We start from the raw sequence: 19065 nt of genomic DNA on the forward strand, positions 1-19065 counted from the left end.
CGGATAATTACCCCCCCTTAACGAACCTAATGAAGTATCCCATGGTTCACTGTTCTTTATAAAAGTTTGCTCACCCACTAGCATTCATACCAAGCAGTGACTATGAGTGATTTGAATCACATAGTGGGTTTTGAAATCTTTCGAGATTACCTTAAAGTGTTTTTGCCACTTTGCTCACAGCTTTAACCGTAGCGTCTAGATCTTCATAGGAAAGTGCATCACTTATAAACCAGGTTTCAAAAGCACTTGGTGCAATGTAAATACCGTTTTCCAGCATCCCGTGGAAGAATTTATTGAAAATTCCATTTCGTGCCGACTTCGCCGCTGATTCAAAATCTACCACGGGATCTTCCCCAAAATGAATAGAAATCATGGAACCAACGCGGTTTATGCTGTGGGCAACGTTATTTTCAGTCAGCACCTCCTCTATGCCATTATGTAGATAGGCCGTCTTTTTATCTATACTTTTAAAAATGCTCGGATTATTATCTAATTCCGTTAACATCGCCAATCCAGCTGCCATTGCCAAAGGGTTTCCGCTTAAAGTTCCTGCCTGATAAACAGGGCCAACTGGTGCCAGATAGTCCATAATTTCATTCCGTGCTGCAAAGGCTCCCACCGGCAAACCACCACCAATAACTTTTCCAAAGCAAGCTATATCAGCCTTCACACCCAATCTTTCCTGGACCCCACCGGCAGCAAGTCTAAAGCCGCTCATTACCTCATCAAAAATCAGTAAGATTTTGTGCTGATCACAAAGTTCGCGTAAACCTTCTAAAAATCCTTCCCTAGGAGGAATGCATCCCATATTTCCGGGTACCGGTTCTATAATAATACAGGCAATCTTATCATCATTGGCTTGGATTAAAGATTTTACATTTTCAAGATCGTTATATTTTGCAAGTAGCGTATCCTTAGCCGTGCCCTTGGTAACTCCTGGACTATTCGGTGTACCAAAAGTAATCGCACCACTTCCAGCTTGGATAAGGAAAGAGTCGCTATGCCCGTGATAACAGCCAGCAAATTTGATGATCTTTTCTCTCCCGGTAAAACCCCGCGCTAGTCTAACGGCACTCATGGTGGCTTCGGTTCCGGAATTGACCATCCTTATCTTATCGATATTTGGTACCATCTTTACCGCTAGTTTAGCGATTTTCGTCTCAATTTCGGTAGGCGTTCCAAAAGAAGTTCCTTTTTTTGCGATATCTATAACCGCATCAATTACCGATGTGTGAGCGTGACCTAAGATTAAAGGCCCCCAGGAATTTATATAATCTATTAACTTATTTCCGTCTTCATCATACAAATAAGCCCCCTTGGCTTGTTTTATAAAAATTGGTTGGCCACCTACGGCCTTAAATGCCCTTACCGGAGAGTTTACTCCGCCGGGAATCACTTCTTGTGCCGAAGCGAATAATTCGCTACTTCTTTTATAGATCATAAGATTTTATTCTGATGAGATAATTACCAGCATCTGCCCAACGGCTATAGTGGTATCCCTTAAATTATTAAATCGCTGTAAATTTTCTACAGTAGTATTATGTTCCTTCGCAATTGCATATAACGTGTCTCCTTTCTTTACACGGTAGGTAACAGATTCCGGTGATTCCGGAGTATGGGTATAACTGGGAGACGGTCGCTTTAAAACATCAGCATCAAATTGATATAGTTTATATCGTTCAATTAAACCAATCAATTTATCAGGGTAACGCCTGTCCGTAGCATAACCTGCTTTTCTTAATCCTCTGGCCCAACCTTTATAATCATCTTTATCCAATTCAAAAAGCTCGGCATAGCGCTTTCTTTCCGTTAAAAAAAGTGAATGATCCCGGTAGGAATATCTGGCATCTTTATATTTCCTAAAACACTCGTTACGCCTGTCATCATCATGATAAGCACGCGCACCTTCCCAGTCGTGACATTTTATTCCAAAATGATTATTCGCGCGCAAGGTAAGATCTCCCTTCCCTCCGCCAGATTCAAGAATGCCCTGGGCCAGGGTCACACTGGCTGGAATATTATAAAGGCGCATTTCTTGCATGGCAATAGCGGCAAAATCCCGAATATAATCTTCTACCGTATACAACCTGGGATTTACCGGTGGCAGCTTGGGCTCTCCGCCTAATGGTTTTATTCCTTCAGTCCTCTCACCTTCTAATGATTCAATTCTTGCTCCTTCTTTTCTAGAATCCTTTTTGGTGGTCACCACTTTTCTCCTGCTCCCGCAGGAAATCACAAAAATGGCCAAAAATACCAAAATAACAAACCGGTTAATTCTCATATTAAAAATCGATTAAAGGCAATTTTTTCTTCTTCAAAAATCTGTTCATTCCCGGAATTCCCTGTACACCTCCCGTATGAATTGCCAGGATTTTACTCCCGGAAGGAAAATATCCTTTTTTTATCAGTTCAAAAATACCAAAAACTAATTTTCCAGTATACACGGGATCCAACTGAATTTGATATTTATCTTTGAAATTATTAATAAAATTTATCAATTCCGAATCTACCTTTGCATAACCCCCAAAATGATAATTTAGTATTAATTTCCAATTATCCTGGAAACTGAACTTTTTAATTTCTGCTGCAAGAAAATCACCTTTTAAAGCTGGAAAGCCAAGAATTTCCTGACCCTGGCAAGATGCATTAATCAAACCGGAAATTGTACCGCCGGTTCCGGCTGAAACGGCTATAAAATTGAATTCCGTGTCATTTTTATTTAAAATTTCCTGGCAACCTTTTACAGCCAGGTGGTTGGTTCCACCCTCGGGAATGTAATAAAACGCTCCAAATTCTTCTTTTAATTTGTCCAGAAACCCTTGATCCCCCTTATTCCTATAGTCACTTCGGGAAATAAATTTGAATCGCATCCCGCAGGAATTTGCAAACTGAAGTGTTGGATTTTGATTTAAGGTGCTTTTGAGATTTCCTGCTAATTCCTCTCCACGGATAATCCCAATAGTTTTAAGTCCTGCAAGTTTTCCCGCTGCTGCCGTAGCAGAAATATGATTTGAAAAGGCACCCCCGAAAGTTAAAAGCGTTTCCATTTTCTGGTCCAGTGCCTCAGCGATATTATATTTTAATTTCCTGAATTTATTCCCTGAAACTTCAGAATGAAGCAAATCTTCCCGTTTTATGTATAAAGAAATTCCATTAGGAAATTCATCAACAAACTGGTTCTTAGAAGAGTTTTCAGTAAATAACGGGGAATGATTTGGCATAATACAAATATCTAAAATCTGCGAGGAGGCACCTACACAAACTGGAGAAATGCCCATAATTTTCGATCCTGCAAATAATTTTCTTTCATTTCCTGACTGTATGCTTCCCGTTCAAAACTTATATTTTTATAAGCTAGAAACCGGTCTTTATAATAAATCAATCGTAGTAAATATTCCATTAAATACCAGATATAAAAAGGGATAATAAGCATTTCGAGCTGTTGCCTTAGGTGAATTTTTTCGTGATTGATAAAGGTAATATCATCCTTAAGCTCCTTATTTTTAAGGATTACAAAAGGCCATAAACTCACCCCATTAAATCCTTTTCCCAGCAGATATTTGTTAACTATTAGAATCACTTGCGGAAGTTAAGAAATTGTATTTTTGTGATATGAGTTTTTTCAAAAAAAGAATTCCGCTAGAAGAAGGAGATTATTATACAACTCCCGAAGGCTATCGCTGCTTTACTGAGCAATATCACTTAAAAAGAGGATATTGCTGCGAAAGTGGCTGCAGGCATTGCCCTTATGGTTACAACAAAAACACCAACAATCAGGAATAAGCTTTAGCACGATCAAATCTAAACAAATGACCGCACTACATTTTAAAGAAGAAATTTTAAGGGGAATACCTAATGAACTTCCTACAAAAAAGGAATATGACACCTCTGTAAACCACGCACCAAAACGAAAGGATATCTTAACTAAGGATGAAAAACAATTAGCGCTTCAAAATGCCCTGCGTTATTTCGATGCCAAACACCATAAAGAACTGCTCCCGGAATTTCAAAAAGAACTTGAGCAGTTTGGCCGGATATATATGTACCGGTTAAAACCCGATTATGAGTTGTTCGCCCGGAGTATTGAAGAATATCCCGGAAAAAGCATGCAGGCCAAGGGGATTATGTTGATGATTCAAAACAATCTCGATCCAAGTGTAGCCCAACATCCTGATGAACTTATTACCTATGGTGGAAATGGCTCAGTTTTTCAAAATTGGGCGCAATACCTTCTCACGATGCAGTATTTGGCAGAAATGGAAAATGACCAAACTTTGGTGATTTATTCAGGACATCCACTGGGTTTGTTTCCTTCCCACGAAAACGCTCCACGGGTTGTAGTGACTAACGGCATAATGGTTCCAAATTATTCCCAACCCGATGACTGGGAAAAATTTAACGCATTAGGGGTAACCCAATACGGGCAAATGACGGCAGGGAGCTATATGTATATCGGTCCCCAAGGAATTGTGCACGGTACTACGATCACTGTATTAAATGCGGGGAGAAAAATATCAAAATCTGGGGAAGGCCTTGAAGGAAAATTATTCGTAACCTCCGGACTTGGCGGAATGAGCGGTGCACAACCCAAGGCCGGAAATATAGCCGGCTGCATTACGGTATGTGCCGAAGTAAATCCCAAAGCCATTCAAAGGCGTCACAGCCAGGGCTGGGTAGATGAAATAATTACCGATTTTGCTGTCTTGGCAGAAAGAGTTCGGGATGCCAAAGCAAATAAAGAAGTGGTTTCTATCGCTTTTCAGGGAAATATCGTGGAAGTATGGGAATATTTCGACAAAGAAAATATTTACATCGATTTAGGCAGTGATCAGACTTCGTTACACAATCCATGGGCCGGAGGTTATTATCCAGCAGGCTTAAGCTTGGAAAAAGCCAATAAGATGATGGCCGAAGAACCTGAATTGTTTAAGAAGAAGGTACAACAGAGTTTGATAAGACAAACTACAGCGATTAATAAACACACCGCTAAAGGAACCTATTTCTTTGATTATGGAAATGCATTCTTATTAGAGGCTTCCCGTGCAGGAGCCAATATTCTGGCCGCAAACGGCAAAGATTTTAAATACCCTAGCTACGTTCAGGATATAATGGGGCCCATGTGTTTTGATTATGGGTTTGGTCCATTTAGATGGGTTTGTGCTTCAGGAAAAGAAGAAGATCTTAATAAAACCGATAAAATAGCTACCCAAGTTCTACAAGAACTTAAGAAGATTTCTCCTCCCCAAATTCAGCAACAAATGGATGATAATATTCAGTGGATAAAGGGCGCTCGGGAAAATAGATTAGTTGTGGGATCCAAAGCACGGATTCTTTATGCTGACGCTGAAGGTCGCGCAAAAATCGCCAAAGCTTTTAATGATGCTATTGGTAGAGGCGAAATAGGTCCCGTAGTTTTAGGAAGGGATCATCACGATGTTTCCGGCACGGATTCGCCTTATCGTGAAACTTCAAATATCTATGACGGGTCGCAGTTCACAGCTGATATGGCGGTACAAAATGTGATTGGGGATAGCTTTAGGGGTGCCACTTGGGTGAGCATACATAATGGAGGTGGTGTTGGCTGGGGGGAGGTTATTAATGGTGGATTTGGTATGGTTCTTGAAGGAAATAAGGCATCGGAAGAGCGATTAAAATCTATGCTTTTCTGGGATGTTAACAATGGAATTGCCCGCCGAAGCTGGGCCCGAAATAAAGAAGCGGTCTTCGCTGCAAAAAGGGCTATGCAAATGGAACCAAAGCTAAAAGTAACTATCCCGAACCTGGTAGACCCGGCTCTTTTCGACACTAACATCTAAAATTTTATTTTATGAAAGTCTTTAAAACTACACCGGTATTGCTTCTGCTGGCTATTTTGGTTACATCCTGCAGTAGTGTAAGAGTTGCATCAGATTACGATAGAGAAGTGAATTTTGATCAGTATGAAACTTATGCATTTTTTAAACCTGGGATCGATAAAGCCGAAATATCCGATCTGGATAAAAAAAGAATCCTTCGGGCTATAGAAGAGGTCATGCAAAGTAAAGGTTTCACTAAATCTGAGAACCCTGATCTCTTAGTAAGCATTTTTACCAAAACCAATGAAAACATCAACATATACCAGAATAATATGATGGGCTGGGGTTACGGCTGGGGATGGCATCCATGGTATTGGGGCTCGGGTTTTAATACCGTAAACCGCACCAGTGAGGGCACCCTTTATATAGATTTAATTGATGCTCAAGACAAAGAATTGGTTTGGCAGGGAATGGGAACCGCTGCCTTAGCTAGCGATGTAAGTAAAAAACAGGAAAGAATAAACGAAATTGTAGAGGAAATACTTGAAAAATACCCCCCGGAAATCGAGGAATAACCCCACAAATTTTTTAACAAAAGTGCCCCTTACATAGGGGCATTTTTAATTTTAAGCGCATTTGATTATCAATTTATGAATTTCAGCTTAATTTCTTATATTTATATTGAATTTTAGTCAATCACTGATATGCTCAATAAAATTGAATCAAACGCGATCTTAGACCGCTTACCGGTCCATCTTCAGCAATATATAAAACCACAAAATTACGAGGATTACACCCCAGTAAATCACGCTGTTTGGAGATATGTAATGCGTAAAAATGTAGATTACCTAAGTAAAGTCGCGCATGAGTCTTATTTAGAAGGTTTAAAGCAAACCGGAATTTCTATAAATCACATTCCAAATATGTACGGGATGAACCGTATTTTAAAGGAAATTGGCTGGGCCGCAGTGGCCGTTGACGGCTTTATTCCGCCCGCTGCTTTTATGGAATTTCAGGCTTATAATGTTTTAGTAATCGCCAGTGATATCAGGCAACTTGAACATATAGAATATACCCCGGCGCCGGATATTATCCATGAAGGCGCCGGCCACGCCCCTATTATTGCTAATCCTGAATATGCCGAATATTTAAGACGATTTGGGGAAATTGGTTGTAAAGCGATTTCTAGCTCTAGGGATTATGAAATATACGAAGCAATAAGGCATCTCTCTATTATAAAGGAAGCTGAAGACACTTCGCAGGAGCAAATCCAAGCAGCTGAGGAAAAGGTGGACAGACTTCAAAATGAAGCATGTGAACTCAGTGAAATGGCTCAAATAAGAAATTTGCATTGGTGGACGGTTGAATATGGACTTATAGGTACGCCTGAAAATCCCAAAATCTACGGAGCAGGTCTGCTTTCCTCTATTGGGGAAAGCGCCTGGTGTATGACCGATAAGGTAAGGAAAATTCCTTATTCAATAGATGCCTGTACACAAGAGTTTGATATTACTAAACCTCAACCTCAGCTTTATGTAACACCGGATTTTGCTCATTTAAGCTCAGTTTTAGAAGAGTTTGCTAATAAAATGGCCTTAAGAAGAGGTGGATTGGAAGGAGTGCAGAAATTAATTGATTCTAAGAATCTTGGTACCATTGAAATGAGTACTGGTTTGCAGATTTCGGGAAATTTTTCAAAAGTGATCGCCCACGATGGCAAACCAATTTATATTCAGACTTCCGGAAAAACTGCGCTTTCACATCGGGAAAAAGAATTAGTCGGGCACAGTGTCAAAAATCATCCAGACGGCTTTGGTTCCCCGATCGGATCGTTAAAAGGAATTAATCTGGCCATTGAGGATATGAGTCCTCGTGATCTTAGAGCATATGATATTTATGAAGGCGAAAAAATTGAGTTTGAATTTGAGGGCGGAATAAAAGTAAAAGGAGAAATTATTACCGGAACCAGAAACCTTCAGGGGAAAATTATATTGATCAGTCTTAAAGCTTGCAGTGTCACTTATGGTGATGAAATCCTGTTTAAGCCGGAATGGGGCAACTACGATATGGCTATAGGAAAAGAAATAATTTCTGCCTTTGCAGGTCCCGCTGACAATCTTTCTTTCGATTTAATTACGCATAAAACCTCCAGTACCACGATAAAAAGTAAAAAGACTCCAGAGCGAGAAGAACTGGCCTCTCTCTACGCCTCGGTTAGAAATATCAGAGAAGGGAAAGATGCAAAGTTTTCCCTGGAAGCTGCATTTGATCTGACAAGGAAACACCATCCAAATGACTGGCTGCTTTCCGTGGAAATCTATGAACTGGTTGTGGGGAAAGAAGGAAAACTCACCAAAGACGTTTTAAAGCATTTGCAAGAGGTCAAATCGAGAAGACCTGATATTTCGCATTTAATCGAAGGGGGGATAAATCTTATCGACGCACAACTAGTGCCCTAGTCAAAACAAACCATCGATGATAATTAATCGAAGGCATAATCATTTAGTAAAACCACTATAGAATTGCAACCCGTAGAGGCCATATAATAATTCAGAGTTTTATTTTTTCCAACTCTTCCGAGTTATCAAAATCCTGGTTCTTATACTGGAGCGTCCAACCCATTGAACTGGTTAAGATGTAGATCTTCTGCAATTCGCTGATTAACCTATTTTCGGCATTTGATTTCAACGAAGAAGTTTCAACTTTTTTCCTGATCGAGGTCTCAATACGCTTTCTTATTTTATTGTAATCTTCTGCATCGAACTGGTTTAAATAGTCCTGGGTCACATCATAATATTCTATCTCAGGGTTTATGGTGATTTCTTCTTTGGGAATATAAATAATACGAACAACCTTGTTTTCTTCGTCAATTTCGGTTTGCAGTTTACTTAAGTCATAAGCTACCGTGGCAGTGGCATTTACAACAATCAATGCCTTTTTTCTAGCTGAAAAAATATCCAGATAAAATTTCTTGGAATCTTTATAGGAATAAACCTGTGAAAAAGTACCCTCGGTCACCACCAACTTCCCGACATTTTTTATTTGCTTTTGCAGCAAGGCAGTACTTTCTTCTAGTTGATTTTTTTCGTTATTTCTATTTTCACAATAGCGAATTCCAAAAACAATAAGCAAAACCAAAACGGCTCCGAAAAGGAAATTTTTCATTAATCAATTTTTCTAGATGTATAAAGAATGTGAATTTAGGGTTTTTGAAGAAAACATTAGGCCCATAAAATGCTTATGGACGGCCCCACCCGTCCATAAGTTGTTAAATTTCTAAAATCTACCCCAACAAATTTTAGAAAACGAATCAAAATATTCATCAAAAGCCTAAGGCCTTTAGCCTTTCTATTTCAACGATTTATATTTCGAATTCTGTAATAAAAGTACAAAATATTTTTATACCAAGTCAAGTAGAAATTTAATTTAAAGATATTTTTACAATAAATTAATTTAAAAATCCAAGTGGGGGTATTGTTTTTTAAGCCTTGAAATTTGAGAATTCAGTCTTTCTAAAAAACGGGAATGGGCTTCGGAGTTTACATTAAAAGCACGATGTCTAAGTCCTTTCTGAATGTTCTCTACGTCTTTTAAAACCGAAAAAGAAGCTTTTGAAAACCAGGTTTCTGTAAATCGTTCCCAGATATAACTTATAGCTTTTTGGGATGGATGCAGCATATCCTCTGCATAAAATCGGTAATCCCGCAGTTCATCCATCATCAATTCATAGGCGGGAAAATAATTAGTGTTTTCGTTTGCCTCACAAATTTGGTGAACAGCATAGATCAAATGAGCCTTACTGCGTTGATTTTCGATAAATCCATCCTTGATATGCCGAACTGGAGAAATGGTGAAGATGACTTCAATTTTAGGATTCAATTGCTTTAAATTTTCGAGTATTCCGTCAAATGCGAATTGAATTTCTTCTGAAGATTGCAATTCTTTCCTGAAAAACTTCTGAGGAAGTTTGTGACAATTTGTAACTATCTGTTGTTTTTCCAAATGAAAATAACTCCAGGCGGTTCCCAAAGTAATTACCACATGTGAACTATCCTGTAGAAATTGCCGGCCATTCACTAAAGCAGAATTAAGGTTCTTGAGTAACTCATCAGCATTAGAATGGCTCAGAGAAGAGTGTGCATCGAAACAGTGCCAACGTTCCTGGTATTGAAAAATGTCTTTTTCACAATAAAATGAATTTTCAATGAGCTTCTGAAAAAACTTCGCGATAGCTAATGGATGGAATAGAATCCCCAAGGGATTCTGTAGATTTTTCAACTTATAAAAATCCAGTTTCTTGCCAATATTTTCAACAAAACAGGAACCGATGAGAAAAATTTTAGATTCGTAATCTATCTTAAGTTCCCCCTGATGAATAGGTATTTTAGTCCTGAATTCCATATATTTATTAAATAGGGCATAAGTTTTAGCAACAAACTTATGTTGCACATAGTTCTATTTTATATACGAGGCTGCTTCCCGCAAAGCTTCATTTATTCCTTCAGGTTTTTTCCCACCTGCAGTTGCAAAAAATGCTTGTCCACCACCACCGCCCTGGATATATTTTCCCAGTTCCTTAACAATATTTCCTGCATGAAGGTTTTTTTCTTTGGCTAATTCTTTTGAAATATAGCAGCTTAAAAGCGCTTTGCCGTTGTGTTCGGTTGCAAACAATAAAAATAAATTTTCAAATTCATCTCCCAGTTGAAATGCAAGATCTTTTATTCCACCCGCATCAAGATCGATTTTCTTAGCGAGAAATTTCACTCCGTTTATTTCAGAGATCTCAGTCTTTAACTCACTTTTGAGGCTCTTGGCCTTGTCTCTTAATAAAGCTTCTACCTGTTTTTTCAAACCGGTATTTTCTTCCTGCAAATTACTTACCGCCTTTACCGGGTCTTTAGCATTTTTAAGTTCAGCTTTTATTTGCTCTAGAATCTCATCTTGAGTGGCAAAATATGATTTAACCCTATCTCCGGTAATTGCCTCAATTCTCCTAATTCCGGAAGCTACAGCAGCTTCCGAAATAATTTTAAAATACCAGATTTCTGAAGTGTTTTGCACATGTGTTCCGCCACAAAGTTCCATCGATTCTCCAAATCTGATAGCACGTACAGACTCGCCATATTTTTCCCCGAATAAGGCCAAAGCACCCTGATCTACAGCATCTTTAAATGGAATATTTCTTTGTTCTATCAAAGGTAGTTGTTCGTCGATTCGTGTATTCACCATTTTTTCTATCCGATCGAGTTCCTCCCTGGAAACTTTGCTGAAATGAGAAAAATCAAAACGCAAATAATCTCCTTTCACCAAAGAACCTTTTTGTTCTACATGGGTACCTAAAACCTCTCGAAGCGCCTGGTGCAGTAAATGGGTAGCCGTATGATTCGCTGCCGAGGCCGCACGGTTTTTTGCATTTACTACAGCTCTGAAGTCAGCTTTTAGATTTTTAGGCAGAGATTTGGTAAAATGAACTATAAGATTGTTTTCCTTTTTGGTATCGAAAACCTCGATCTGATTGCTATCATTATCCTGAAGAAAACCTCTATCACCTACCTGGCCGCCACCTTCCGGATAGAACGGAGTTTGTGTAAGAACGATCTGATATGAGGTGCCTTTTTTGCTTTCTACTTTTCGGTAACGGGCAATTTTAGATTCTGTCACTAATTGGTCATACCCAACAAAAGCTTCCTCATCCATCGGGTTTATTTCTTCCCAGTCCCCAGCGGTAACCTGGGTTGCTGCACGAGAACGTGCTTTTTGTTCCTTAAGCTGAACTTCGAATTCTTTTTGATCGAGATCAAGTCCTCGTTCCCGTAAAATCAGAGCAGTTAAATCAATTGGGAACCCAAAAGTATCGTAAAGTTCAAAGGCTTTCTTTCCTGAAACAATTTCTCCCTGGGTATCCGAAATTATATTTTCCAATAATATCAGGCCCTGATCCAAGGTTCTTAAGAAAGATTGTTCCTCTTCCCTTATCACATTCTCACATAAGCCTTTTTGGGAAATAAGCTCCGGGTATGCCTCTCCCATTTGCTTACTAAGCACCTCGACAAGTTTATAAATGAATGGTTCTTTGATCTCTAAAAATGTAAATCCGTAGCGGATGGCACGTCTTAGAATTCTTCTAATCACATAACCTGCCCCAGTATTTGAAGGTAACTGCCCATCGGCAATAGAAAAAGTCACCGCTCTAACGTGATCTGCAACTACCCGAATGGCGATATCTGTTTTCTCGGATTTACCGTAGGTAGATTTTGTGATTTTTTCCAGTTCGGAAATTAGGGGGGTAAAAACATCAGTGTCATAATTTGATACAGTTCCCTGCAAGACCATACAAAGACGTTCAAATCCCATCCCGGTATCGATGTGTTTTGCTGGCAATTCCACCAGGGAGCCATCAGCTTTTCGGTTATATTGCATAAAAACCAGGTTCCATATCTCTACCACCTGGGGATGATCGGCATTTACCAGTTCTTTGCCTGGTATTTTGGTTTTTTCCGCCTCAGAACGAATATCTATATGGATTTCAGAACAAGGCCCGCAAGGCCCCTGGTCCCCCATTTCCCAAAAATTATCTTTCTTGTCACCATACACAATTCGGTCTTCAGGAACAATTTTCTTCCATAGTTCCAGGGCCTCGGTATCTAATTCTAATTTATCTTCCTTGCTACCTTCAAAAACTGAAACATACAGGTTTTCTGGAGCAATCTTAAAAACTTCCGTAAGCAATTCCCAGGCCCAGTTTATAGCTTCCTCTTTAAAATAATCACCAAAACTCCAGTTGCCCAACATCTCGAACATCGTGTGATGGTAGGTATCCATTCCCACTTCTTCCAGATCATTGTGTTTTCCGCTAACGCGAAGACATTTTTGGCTATCAGTAATTCGGGAATTTAAAGGTTCGCTATTTCCTAAAAAATACTCCTTAAACTGGACCATCCCCGCATTGGTGAACATTAAGGAGGGGTCATCTTTCAGCACCATAGGGGCTGAAGGAACTATTTTATGAGATTTGGATTTAAAAAATTCTAAAAACTGGCTTCTTATTTCCTGAGATTTCATCTAACTGCTCTAATCTAAAATTATTAATTTGTGTAGGTGCTGAAACAATTCCCTATCTTTGTTCGTTTACCATTCTAAACTTAGCACGGTAATTGCTTAGTATTGTTGGCAAAAATAGCATAAATTTGACTCATGTCGAAGGTTAAATATTATTACGATAGCGACACGCAATCCTATAAAAAAATAGAGCGCCGAAAAGGCCGCCGCATAGGGATTGTACTGCTCAGTATCTTAGGATCTTTCCTTTCCGGTTTTATTTTGCTGGTTATTTACCTGAACATTCCACAGATTGTAACCCCCAAAGAAAAAGCATTAAAACGCGAACTTCAAAATATGGAGCTACAGTATGGTTTGCTAAATAAAAAAATGGGGCAAATTCAGAACGTACTGGCTAATATCCAAGACCGGGACAATAATATTTACCGGGTTTATTTTGAGGCCAATCCAATTCCGGAAGAGCAACGAAAAGCAGGTTTTGGGGGGATTAACCGTTATAAAGATTTGGAAGGTTTTGATAATTCTAAACTGATTATTGAAACTACTAAACGAATGGATATACTAACCAAACAGTTGGTGGTACAATCTAAATCTCTCGATGAAATTGCTGCATTAGCAAAAGAAAAAGAAAGTTTGCTTGCTGCTGTTCCTGCTATACAACCGGTAAAAAACGAAGATCTTAGCAGGATTGCTTCTGGTTACGGATGGAGAACCGATCCATTTACCAAAGTGCGAAAATTTCATCATGGTATGGATTTTAGCGCCCCGAGAGGCACACCGGTTTATGCGACTGGGGATGGCAGAATAGAAAGAGCTGACAACCGTTCTACCGGCTATGGCAACCATATAAGAGTTGATCACGGGTATGGATATACAAGTCTTTACGCTCATTTATACAAGTATAACGTGAGAGTTGGCCAAAAGGTTCAACGCGGCGATATTATTGGGTATGTAGGAAGCACCGGAAGATCCCAGGGACCACATTTGCATTATGAGATCTTTAAAGATGACCGACGAATTAACCCGATAAACTTTTATTACGGAAACCTTTCGCCGGAAGAATTTGATAAAGTTCTTGAAAAGGCACAACAAGAAAACCAATCCCTGGATTAATGCACCTTAATTTACCAGACAAAAGATATTATGGCATTGGCGAAGTAGCAGAAGCCTTTAAGGTGAACACTTCCCTTATAAGATTTTGGGAAAAGGAATTTGATGTCATTCAACCTAAGAAAAATGCAAAGGGAAATCGTAAATTTACACCGGAAGATATTAAGAATTTAGAGCTAATCTATCACCTGGTAAAAGAACGAGGATTTACCCTGGAAGGTGCAAAAACACATTTAAAAGAAGAAAAACATAAAACCCTTAGCAACTTCGAAATAATTCGTAAGTTGGAAGGAGTAAAAGCAAAACTAATCAATTTAAAAAATCAGTTATAAAAATGAGAAAATGGTTAATCCCTTTAATAGTTATTGTAGTTCTTGGTATCATTGTCTACAGTCTTACTGCAGGAGTAAATAACACCGCTGTAGAATATGAAGAAGGAGTGATTAAGAACTGGGCCGATGTTGAAAACTCTTATCAGCGAAGAAGCGACCTTATACCGAATTTGGTAAGTACCGTAGAGGGCTCAGCCGATTTTGAACGCGGTACGCTCACCGATGTCATCGAAGCCAGGGCCAAAGCTACTTCTGTAAATGTAGATGCCGGAAATTTAAATCCGCAGCAAATTCAACAGTTCCAACAGGCACAAGGCGGATTATCTTCAGCATTATCCAAACTTTTGGTTACTGTTGAACGATATCCTGATATTAAATCGAATCAAAATTTTCTTCAGTTACAATCACAATTAGAAGGAACCGAAAATCGGATCAGTGTAGCAAGAAACCGCTACAATGAGGCCGTAAGACAATACAATACCTATATTAGAAAATTCCCGAATAACATTTTTGCCGGAATGTTTGGTTTTGAAAGAAAGCCATCATTTGAAGCGGAAGAAGGTGCAGAAAACGCACCAGATGTTGAATTTGATTTTTAAACGAAATGAGTAAGGTAAAAGATTTTTTAAGCAAAAAAGACGAAGAAGAAATCATTGAAGCCATCAGGACTGCAGAGAGTCACACATCTGGAGAAGTAAGGGTGCATCTTGAAATAACCACGGGCGAACAGGATATTTTTGATCGCGCGATGGAAGTTTTCCACATGTTAAAGATGGATAATACCAAATACGACAATGGTGTCCTCATTTATGTTGCAGTTGAAGATCACAATTTCGTCATCTATGGCGACAAGGGGATTAATGATGTAGTTCCAGATGATTTCTGGGAAAGCACAAAGGATGCTATTGTAGAAAAATTTAAAAAAGGAGCCTTTAAAGAAGGATTGGTTGACGGAATATTAACCGCAGGCCAACAACTTAAAAAACACTTCCCGTGGAGTGAAGATACTCGGGACGAACTCTCCAACGAAATTTCAAAAGGATAAATGCCACAATTCACCAAAAAGTTCAAACTATTTTTTTTATTATCCCTCGTTTTTTCGGGGTTTATATATGCGCAGCGCGATATTCCGCCTAAACCATCAGAAGAAACCAGTGTTTATGATGACGCTGGAATTTTATCTTCTTCGGAAGAAAATCTGCTGGAGCAAAGATTGGTTAACTATGCAGATACTACCTCAACCCAAATTGTAATCGCCACAATAGAATCTTTACAAGGGGAATATGAAGGGATTTACGCTGCAGAATGGGCTCAGGAATGGGGAATTGGACAAAGCGAAAAAGATAATGGATTGCTGATTCTTGTTGCTGAGAATGACCGAAAAATTTGGATTACAACCGGCTATGGGCTCGAAGAGTACTTAACCGATGCCCGGAGCAAACAAATAATAGAACAGATTATTCTCCCCGAATTCAGAAACGGAAGTTATTACAAGGGTCTTGATGCCGGTGCTACAGCAATTTTTAAGGTTTTATCAGGTACCTTTGAAGGCGTTCCACAGAAAAGCAGTAAAACTGGAGGGAGTCCTGTACGGCTTTTGATAATGGGAGTTATCTTACTTGTTATTATCGTATCTCTAGCTAATAAAAATAAAGGCGGAAGAAATGGAGGTCACAGAGGTGCAGGAGGCACATTTCTGGACGCTGTTATCTTAAGCTCATTAGGACGAGGCACATTTGGTGGCGGCAGTTCTGGTGGTGGTTTTGGAGGCGGAGGCGGCTTTGGTGGCGGTTTCGGCGGAGGCGGCTTTGGTGGCGGCGGTGCCGGTGGAAGCTGGTAAATTCACTACTAGATGTTTACCATCTGATAATATTTCTACCAAAGAATTCAAAAATTATAAGGGGTTAATTCAAGTAGGAATTTTTACCCCTTATTTTGCAAATTAGTGGCTACCTATCTACTCTTGTTCGGGTCTTTTCCTCCAAATTTGCTGATTTTATAAGTAAAACTCAGCATAAAATATTGTTCTAAAACGAGTTCCTGCGTATCTTGGATAAAGTCATCCCCGGTAAATCTTCTTGTCGCAATATTTTGATCCAATAGATCGAAGACTTTTACCTTTATGGTTCCATTATCTCCAAGAATTTCATATCCCAAACTGGCATTCCATAAATAGAAAGAGTTTTCAAATCCTGGGGAAGCATTTCCTATAGACTGATATGCAATATCGCTGCCTATGACAAATTTTTCTGGCCAGAACGAAGTAATGGCTAAGGAAATATTCTCATTCTGATATTTTTCCTCCCTGTTATTAAAGCTGTACTGTGCATCTACAAATTCAACGCTATAAAATGGTTCAATGGTTACCAGGTCCCTGAAATTGTATTCCACACCTAAATTGGGAGTCACGTTCAAGGTTTTTGAGTTAAAACGTTGCCCGTTAGTAAAGCCTATATTTTTATTAAAATTTCCATAAACGCCTCCCCTAATTTTAATAGAACTCTCTTTTTCAAGTTCAAATGTTTTATCGATACTTCCCCCTCCGAAATAATTATAAGCACCATCTACATTGGTATAAGTAGTGGTTCGCACTAAATCTTCTCCAACAGTACTACGGGTGACCACCTGGTCATCAGTAAAGTTTCCACCTAAATAAGCATAAAAACCGGAGCGGGTTTTAAAATCATAATTATTAAAATTTAAATAGAACCTGTGTCTTAGGGCGGGTCTTAGATCGGGATTACCAGTGATAATATTTAAGGGATTCACAGTGTTGGTTACCGGCTGCAACTGATTCAGGGAAGGGGCATTCCAGGAATTATTATAATTAAAATAAATGGCTTTGCCCTGGGCCAAACTGTATCTAAAATATGCATCGGCAAAAACATTTTCGTAGGTATTATCAATTGCAGTTTCAGTAAATACATCCTCATTCTTTAAGCGTATACTTTGAAATCCACCTGAAAGACTGGCTCTTAATTTCTCACCGTTATAAGCCACCCCCAAACTCGGACGATGGATAAAAGATTCCGAAACAAATTCATTACTCAATTCATCCACCAGAAAAACGTAATCTCCTTCCTCATTGGCGTCATAAACCAAGCGCTCATTTCTACCATTCACCTTTTCAAAATCATAACTGACATCCAACATTAATTCTTTGGTGATAGGAAAACGAGTATTTATATCGAAGCCATAATTGTTATCAATATTTTCTTCCGATATGAACTGATCCTGCACATCTGTGCTTACCAGTGCCCCCTGCTCATTATAGATTTCTCTTTCCGAAAAGAAATTATTATCCTGGGAATACACATTGTTCTGGTTATTAAAACCTAAACTATAATAGCCTCCGTTTTTACCGAATTTCCGTGTAAAATTTAGTCGATTAGAGAAATTCACACTGTGCACTTCCGAATAATTATTGGTTAATGCAGTATTTATTGGAGTCCCGTCTGCCTCCACCGATTCGGTAAAAGACAAACTTGAAAACCTACCATTGTTGGTATTTATATTTGGCCTTACCGAAATCCTGGTGAGAGTATCTGGTTGAACCTCAAAGCCCAGACTAAAACGGTGATTATTATTCACCCGATTACTGCTGGATTCAGAATAATTAAAGAACCTTCTATCAGGTAAAATATTCTCTCTTTGGGTTCTGCTTTCAGTACGGTTATCTGCATTACTGTAAAAATAATTGGAGGATAGCTCGGTTTCCTGTGGCCATTCATTTACAAAACTAAACCCAGCATTATCAGATTCCGTTATCCCGTTTCCGGTTCCAAAACTATTCCCGTTAATACTAAAATTCCCACCTCTGCTTCTGGTAATTGAATACGCATTGCGGCCCATAGCATCATAAATTTCATCAAAGGAAAAACCTGTAGAGTTAATATTATTTGAACTGGCTAAAACACTTATTCGCATGTCGTTTTTAAAATAATTCCCAATGCCACTCAATTCATAGCGATCATCTGTTCCGCCGCCTGCAGTAAGCCTGGAAAAAAATCCCCGGTTTTTATCTTCATCTATGGTGATGTTGATTGTTTTATTCTCAGCATCCCCTTCCTTTCCCGTAAATTCTTCAGATTTTGTTTTACTGTCTACGACCTGAATTTTATTGATTAATTCCTTGGGAAGGTTTTTTGTGGCAATCTTGGGATCGTCACCAAAGAATGCTTTTCCGTTCACTTTAATTTGCGATACAGGAGTGCCATTAACAGTAATACTACCGTCAGTAGCCACCTCTACACCAGGCAATTCTTTTAACAATTCCTCCAAATTTGCATCTTTTCGGGTTTTAAAAGAAGCTGCGTTAAATTCAAGCGTATCCTTTTTAATACTCACGGGCGCTCTGGAAGAAGTTATAGTGATTTCATCCAATGAATTATCCGCCATCTGCATTTGTATAGCGTCAAGCATCACCTGCTTATCTATTTGAATTCGCCGCATATAGGTTTTAAAACCGGCATAGGAAATAAGCAAATTTAAAGCCTGAATGTCACTCTCTCCGGAAAGTTGAAATTCCCCAGAATTATTTGAAATTGTATAAGTTACCAAACTACTATCCGCAGGTTTTTCCAGGTAAACAGTGGCCGATTCCAGGGGTTCCCCCTGGGGACCGGTTACTTTCCCATTAATTTCAAAATTTTGAGCTGTCAGGTTTCCTGCAAAAAATAGCAAGGTCAGGAAAAGAAGAATTCTCATTTGAGAGCTAGGTGTTAAAAAATGGATAAATCAAGACATAACAATGCCTCACTAACTAT

At 39.0% G+C, this 19065-nt stretch carries 17 protein-coding genes; 9 read left to right on the top strand and 8 right to left on the bottom strand.

Features of this window, described 5'->3' with window-relative positions:
- Positions 1-151: 151 nt before the first annotated feature.
- From hemL to DET49_RS11455, 4 genes are read right to left on the bottom strand one after another with little or no spacing between them, the layout of a single operon-like run.
- Positions 152-1441: a glutamate-1-semialdehyde 2,1-aminomutase gene (gene hemL, locus DET49_RS11440; protein WP_133548233.1), complete on the bottom strand. Its 1290-nt coding sequence runs from the start codon at positions 1439-1441 to the stop codon at positions 152-154.
- Positions 1442-1447: 6 nt separating this feature from the next.
- Positions 1448-2281, bottom strand: coding sequence for a glucosaminidase domain-containing protein (locus DET49_RS11445; RefSeq protein WP_133548234.1), 834 nt, complete (start codon positions 2279-2281; stop codon positions 1448-1450).
- A gap of 1 nt (position 2282) precedes the next feature.
- Positions 2283-3221: a 1-aminocyclopropane-1-carboxylate deaminase/D-cysteine desulfhydrase gene (locus DET49_RS11450; RefSeq protein ID WP_133548263.1), complete on the bottom strand. Its 939-nt coding sequence runs from the start codon at positions 3219-3221 to the stop codon at positions 2283-2285.
- 32 nt (positions 3222-3253) lie between these two features.
- Positions 3254-3580, bottom strand: a complete 327-nt coding sequence (locus DET49_RS11455; RefSeq protein ID WP_133548235.1) for a hypothetical protein — start codon at positions 3578-3580, stop codon at positions 3254-3256.
- Positions 3581-3612: 32 nt separating this feature from the next.
- Between DET49_RS11455 and DET49_RS18485 the strand changes: the two genes are divergently transcribed.
- The 4 genes from DET49_RS18485 to DET49_RS11470 all read left to right on the top strand — a co-directional run bounded on the left by DET49_RS18485 (position 3613) and on the right by DET49_RS11470 (position 8254).
- The gene (locus DET49_RS18485) at positions 3613-3783 is read left to right on the top strand and encodes a DUF5522 domain-containing protein (protein WP_166636573.1); all 171 of its coding nucleotides are present in this window, start codon (positions 3613-3615) and stop codon (positions 3781-3783) included.
- Positions 3784-3809: 26 nt separating this feature from the next.
- Positions 3810-5816 carry a urocanate hydratase gene (locus DET49_RS11460; RefSeq protein WP_133548236.1) on the top strand — a complete coding sequence of 669 codons (2007 nt, stop codon included), beginning with the start codon at positions 3810-3812 and terminating at the stop codon, positions 5814-5816.
- Positions 5817-5827: 11 nt separating this feature from the next.
- Positions 5828-6370, top strand: coding sequence for a DUF4136 domain-containing protein (locus tag DET49_RS11465; protein WP_133548237.1), 543 nt, complete (start codon positions 5828-5830; stop codon positions 6368-6370).
- Between the two features lie 129 nt (positions 6371-6499).
- Positions 6500-8254 carry an aromatic amino acid hydroxylase gene (locus tag DET49_RS11470; RefSeq protein ID WP_133548238.1) on the top strand — a complete coding sequence of 585 codons (1755 nt, stop codon included), beginning with the start codon at positions 6500-6502 and terminating at the stop codon, positions 8252-8254.
- A 91-nt stretch (positions 8255-8345) separates the two neighbouring features.
- Here DET49_RS11470 and DET49_RS11475 read toward each other — a convergent pair whose 3' ends face one another.
- The 3 genes from DET49_RS11475 to alaS all read right to left on the bottom strand — a co-directional run bounded on the left by DET49_RS11475 (position 8346) and on the right by alaS (position 12860).
- A complete protein-coding gene (locus DET49_RS11475) occupies positions 8346-8960 on the bottom strand; it encodes a DUF4230 domain-containing protein (protein WP_133548239.1) in 615 nt (204 codons plus the stop codon).
- Between the two features lie 288 nt (positions 8961-9248).
- Entirely contained in the window at positions 9249-10244 is a 996-nt protein-coding gene (locus tag DET49_RS11480; RefSeq protein ID WP_317130317.1) for a GSCFA domain-containing protein, read from the bottom strand.
- Between the two features lie 6 nt (positions 10245-10250).
- Positions 10251-12860: an alanine--tRNA ligase gene (gene alaS / locus DET49_RS11485; protein WP_133548240.1), complete on the bottom strand. Its 2610-nt coding sequence runs from the start codon at positions 12858-12860 to the stop codon at positions 10251-10253.
- A gap of 132 nt (positions 12861-12992) precedes the next feature.
- On the opposite strand from alaS, the gene DET49_RS11490 reads away from it, so the two are divergent.
- Genes DET49_RS11490 through DET49_RS11510 form a run of 5 tightly spaced genes read left to right on the top strand, consistent with a single transcriptional unit; the run spans position 12993 to position 16139 of the window.
- Entirely contained in the window at positions 12993-13970 is a 978-nt protein-coding gene (locus tag DET49_RS11490) for a M23 family metallopeptidase (protein WP_133548241.1), read from the top strand.
- Positions 13970-14299 carry a MerR family transcriptional regulator gene (locus DET49_RS11495; RefSeq protein ID WP_057480627.1) on the top strand — a complete coding sequence of 110 codons (330 nt, stop codon included), beginning with the start codon at positions 13970-13972 and terminating at the stop codon, positions 14297-14299. Before DET49_RS11490 ends, DET49_RS11495 begins: the two co-directional genes overlap by 1 nt.
- Positions 14300-14301: 2 nt before the next feature.
- A complete protein-coding gene (locus DET49_RS11500) occupies positions 14302-14898 on the top strand; it encodes a LemA family protein (RefSeq protein WP_133548242.1) in 597 nt (198 codons plus the stop codon).
- 5 nt (positions 14899-14903) lie between these two features.
- The gene (locus DET49_RS11505; RefSeq protein ID WP_133548243.1) at positions 14904-15344 is read left to right on the top strand and encodes a TPM domain-containing protein; all 441 of its coding nucleotides are present in this window, start codon (positions 14904-14906) and stop codon (positions 15342-15344) included.
- Entirely contained in the window at positions 15345-16139 is a 795-nt protein-coding gene (locus tag DET49_RS11510) for a TPM domain-containing protein (protein ID WP_133548244.1), read from the top strand. It abuts the gene before it with no gap.
- A 113-nt stretch (positions 16140-16252) separates the two neighbouring features.
- Here the strand turns inward: DET49_RS11510 and DET49_RS11515 are convergent, their stop codons facing one another.
- Entirely contained in the window at positions 16253-19006 is a 2754-nt protein-coding gene (locus DET49_RS11515; RefSeq protein ID WP_133548245.1) for a TonB-dependent receptor, read from the bottom strand.
- Positions 19007-19065: the final 59 nt, after the last annotated feature.

Origin of the sequence: Salegentibacter sp. 24, assembly GCF_004362395.1 — a bacterium.
Taxonomy (GTDB): Bacteria; Bacteroidota; Bacteroidia; order Flavobacteriales; family Flavobacteriaceae; genus Salegentibacter.

What these genes read in the sequence shown, in the direction of transcription:
- hemL (WP_133548233.1), bottom strand. Translation starts at nt 1,441, where the DNA reads ATGATCTATAAAAGAAGTAGCGAATTATTCGCTTCGGCACAAGAAGTG.
- DET49_RS11445 (WP_133548234.1), bottom strand. Translation starts at nt 2,281, where the DNA reads ATGAGAATTAACCGGTTTGTTATTTTGGTATTTTTGGCCATTTTTGTG.
- DET49_RS11450 (WP_133548263.1), bottom strand. Translation starts at nt 3,221, where the DNA reads ATGCCAAATCATTCCCCGTTATTTACTGAAAACTCTTCTAAGAACCAG.
- DET49_RS18485 (WP_166636573.1), top strand. Translation starts at nt 3,613, where the DNA reads ATGAGTTTTTTCAAAAAAAGAATTCCGCTAGAAGAAGGAGATTATTAT.
- DET49_RS11460 (WP_133548236.1), top strand. Translation starts at nt 3,810, where the DNA reads ATGACCGCACTACATTTTAAAGAAGAAATTTTAAGGGGAATACCTAAT.
- DET49_RS11465 (WP_133548237.1), top strand. Translation starts at nt 5,828, where the DNA reads ATGAAAGTCTTTAAAACTACACCGGTATTGCTTCTGCTGGCTATTTTG.
- DET49_RS11470 (WP_133548238.1), top strand. Translation starts at nt 6,500, where the DNA reads ATGCTCAATAAAATTGAATCAAACGCGATCTTAGACCGCTTACCGGTC.
- DET49_RS11475 (WP_133548239.1), bottom strand. Translation starts at nt 8,960, where the DNA reads ATGAAAAATTTCCTTTTCGGAGCCGTTTTGGTTTTGCTTATTGTTTTT.
- alaS (WP_133548240.1), bottom strand. Translation starts at nt 12,860, where the DNA reads ATGAAATCTCAGGAAATAAGAAGCCAGTTTTTAGAATTTTTTAAATCC.
- DET49_RS11490 (WP_133548241.1), top strand. Translation starts at nt 12,993, where the DNA reads ATGTCGAAGGTTAAATATTATTACGATAGCGACACGCAATCCTATAAA.
- DET49_RS11495 (WP_057480627.1), top strand. Translation starts at nt 13,970, where the DNA reads ATGCACCTTAATTTACCAGACAAAAGATATTATGGCATTGGCGAAGTA.
- DET49_RS11500 (WP_133548242.1), top strand. Translation starts at nt 14,302, where the DNA reads ATGAGAAAATGGTTAATCCCTTTAATAGTTATTGTAGTTCTTGGTATC.
- DET49_RS11505 (WP_133548243.1), top strand. Translation starts at nt 14,904, where the DNA reads ATGAGTAAGGTAAAAGATTTTTTAAGCAAAAAAGACGAAGAAGAAATC.
- DET49_RS11510 (WP_133548244.1), top strand. Translation starts at nt 15,345, where the DNA reads ATGCCACAATTCACCAAAAAGTTCAAACTATTTTTTTTATTATCCCTC.
- DET49_RS11515 (WP_133548245.1), bottom strand. Translation starts at nt 19,006, where the DNA reads ATGAGAATTCTTCTTTTCCTGACCTTGCTATTTTTTGCAGGAAACCTG.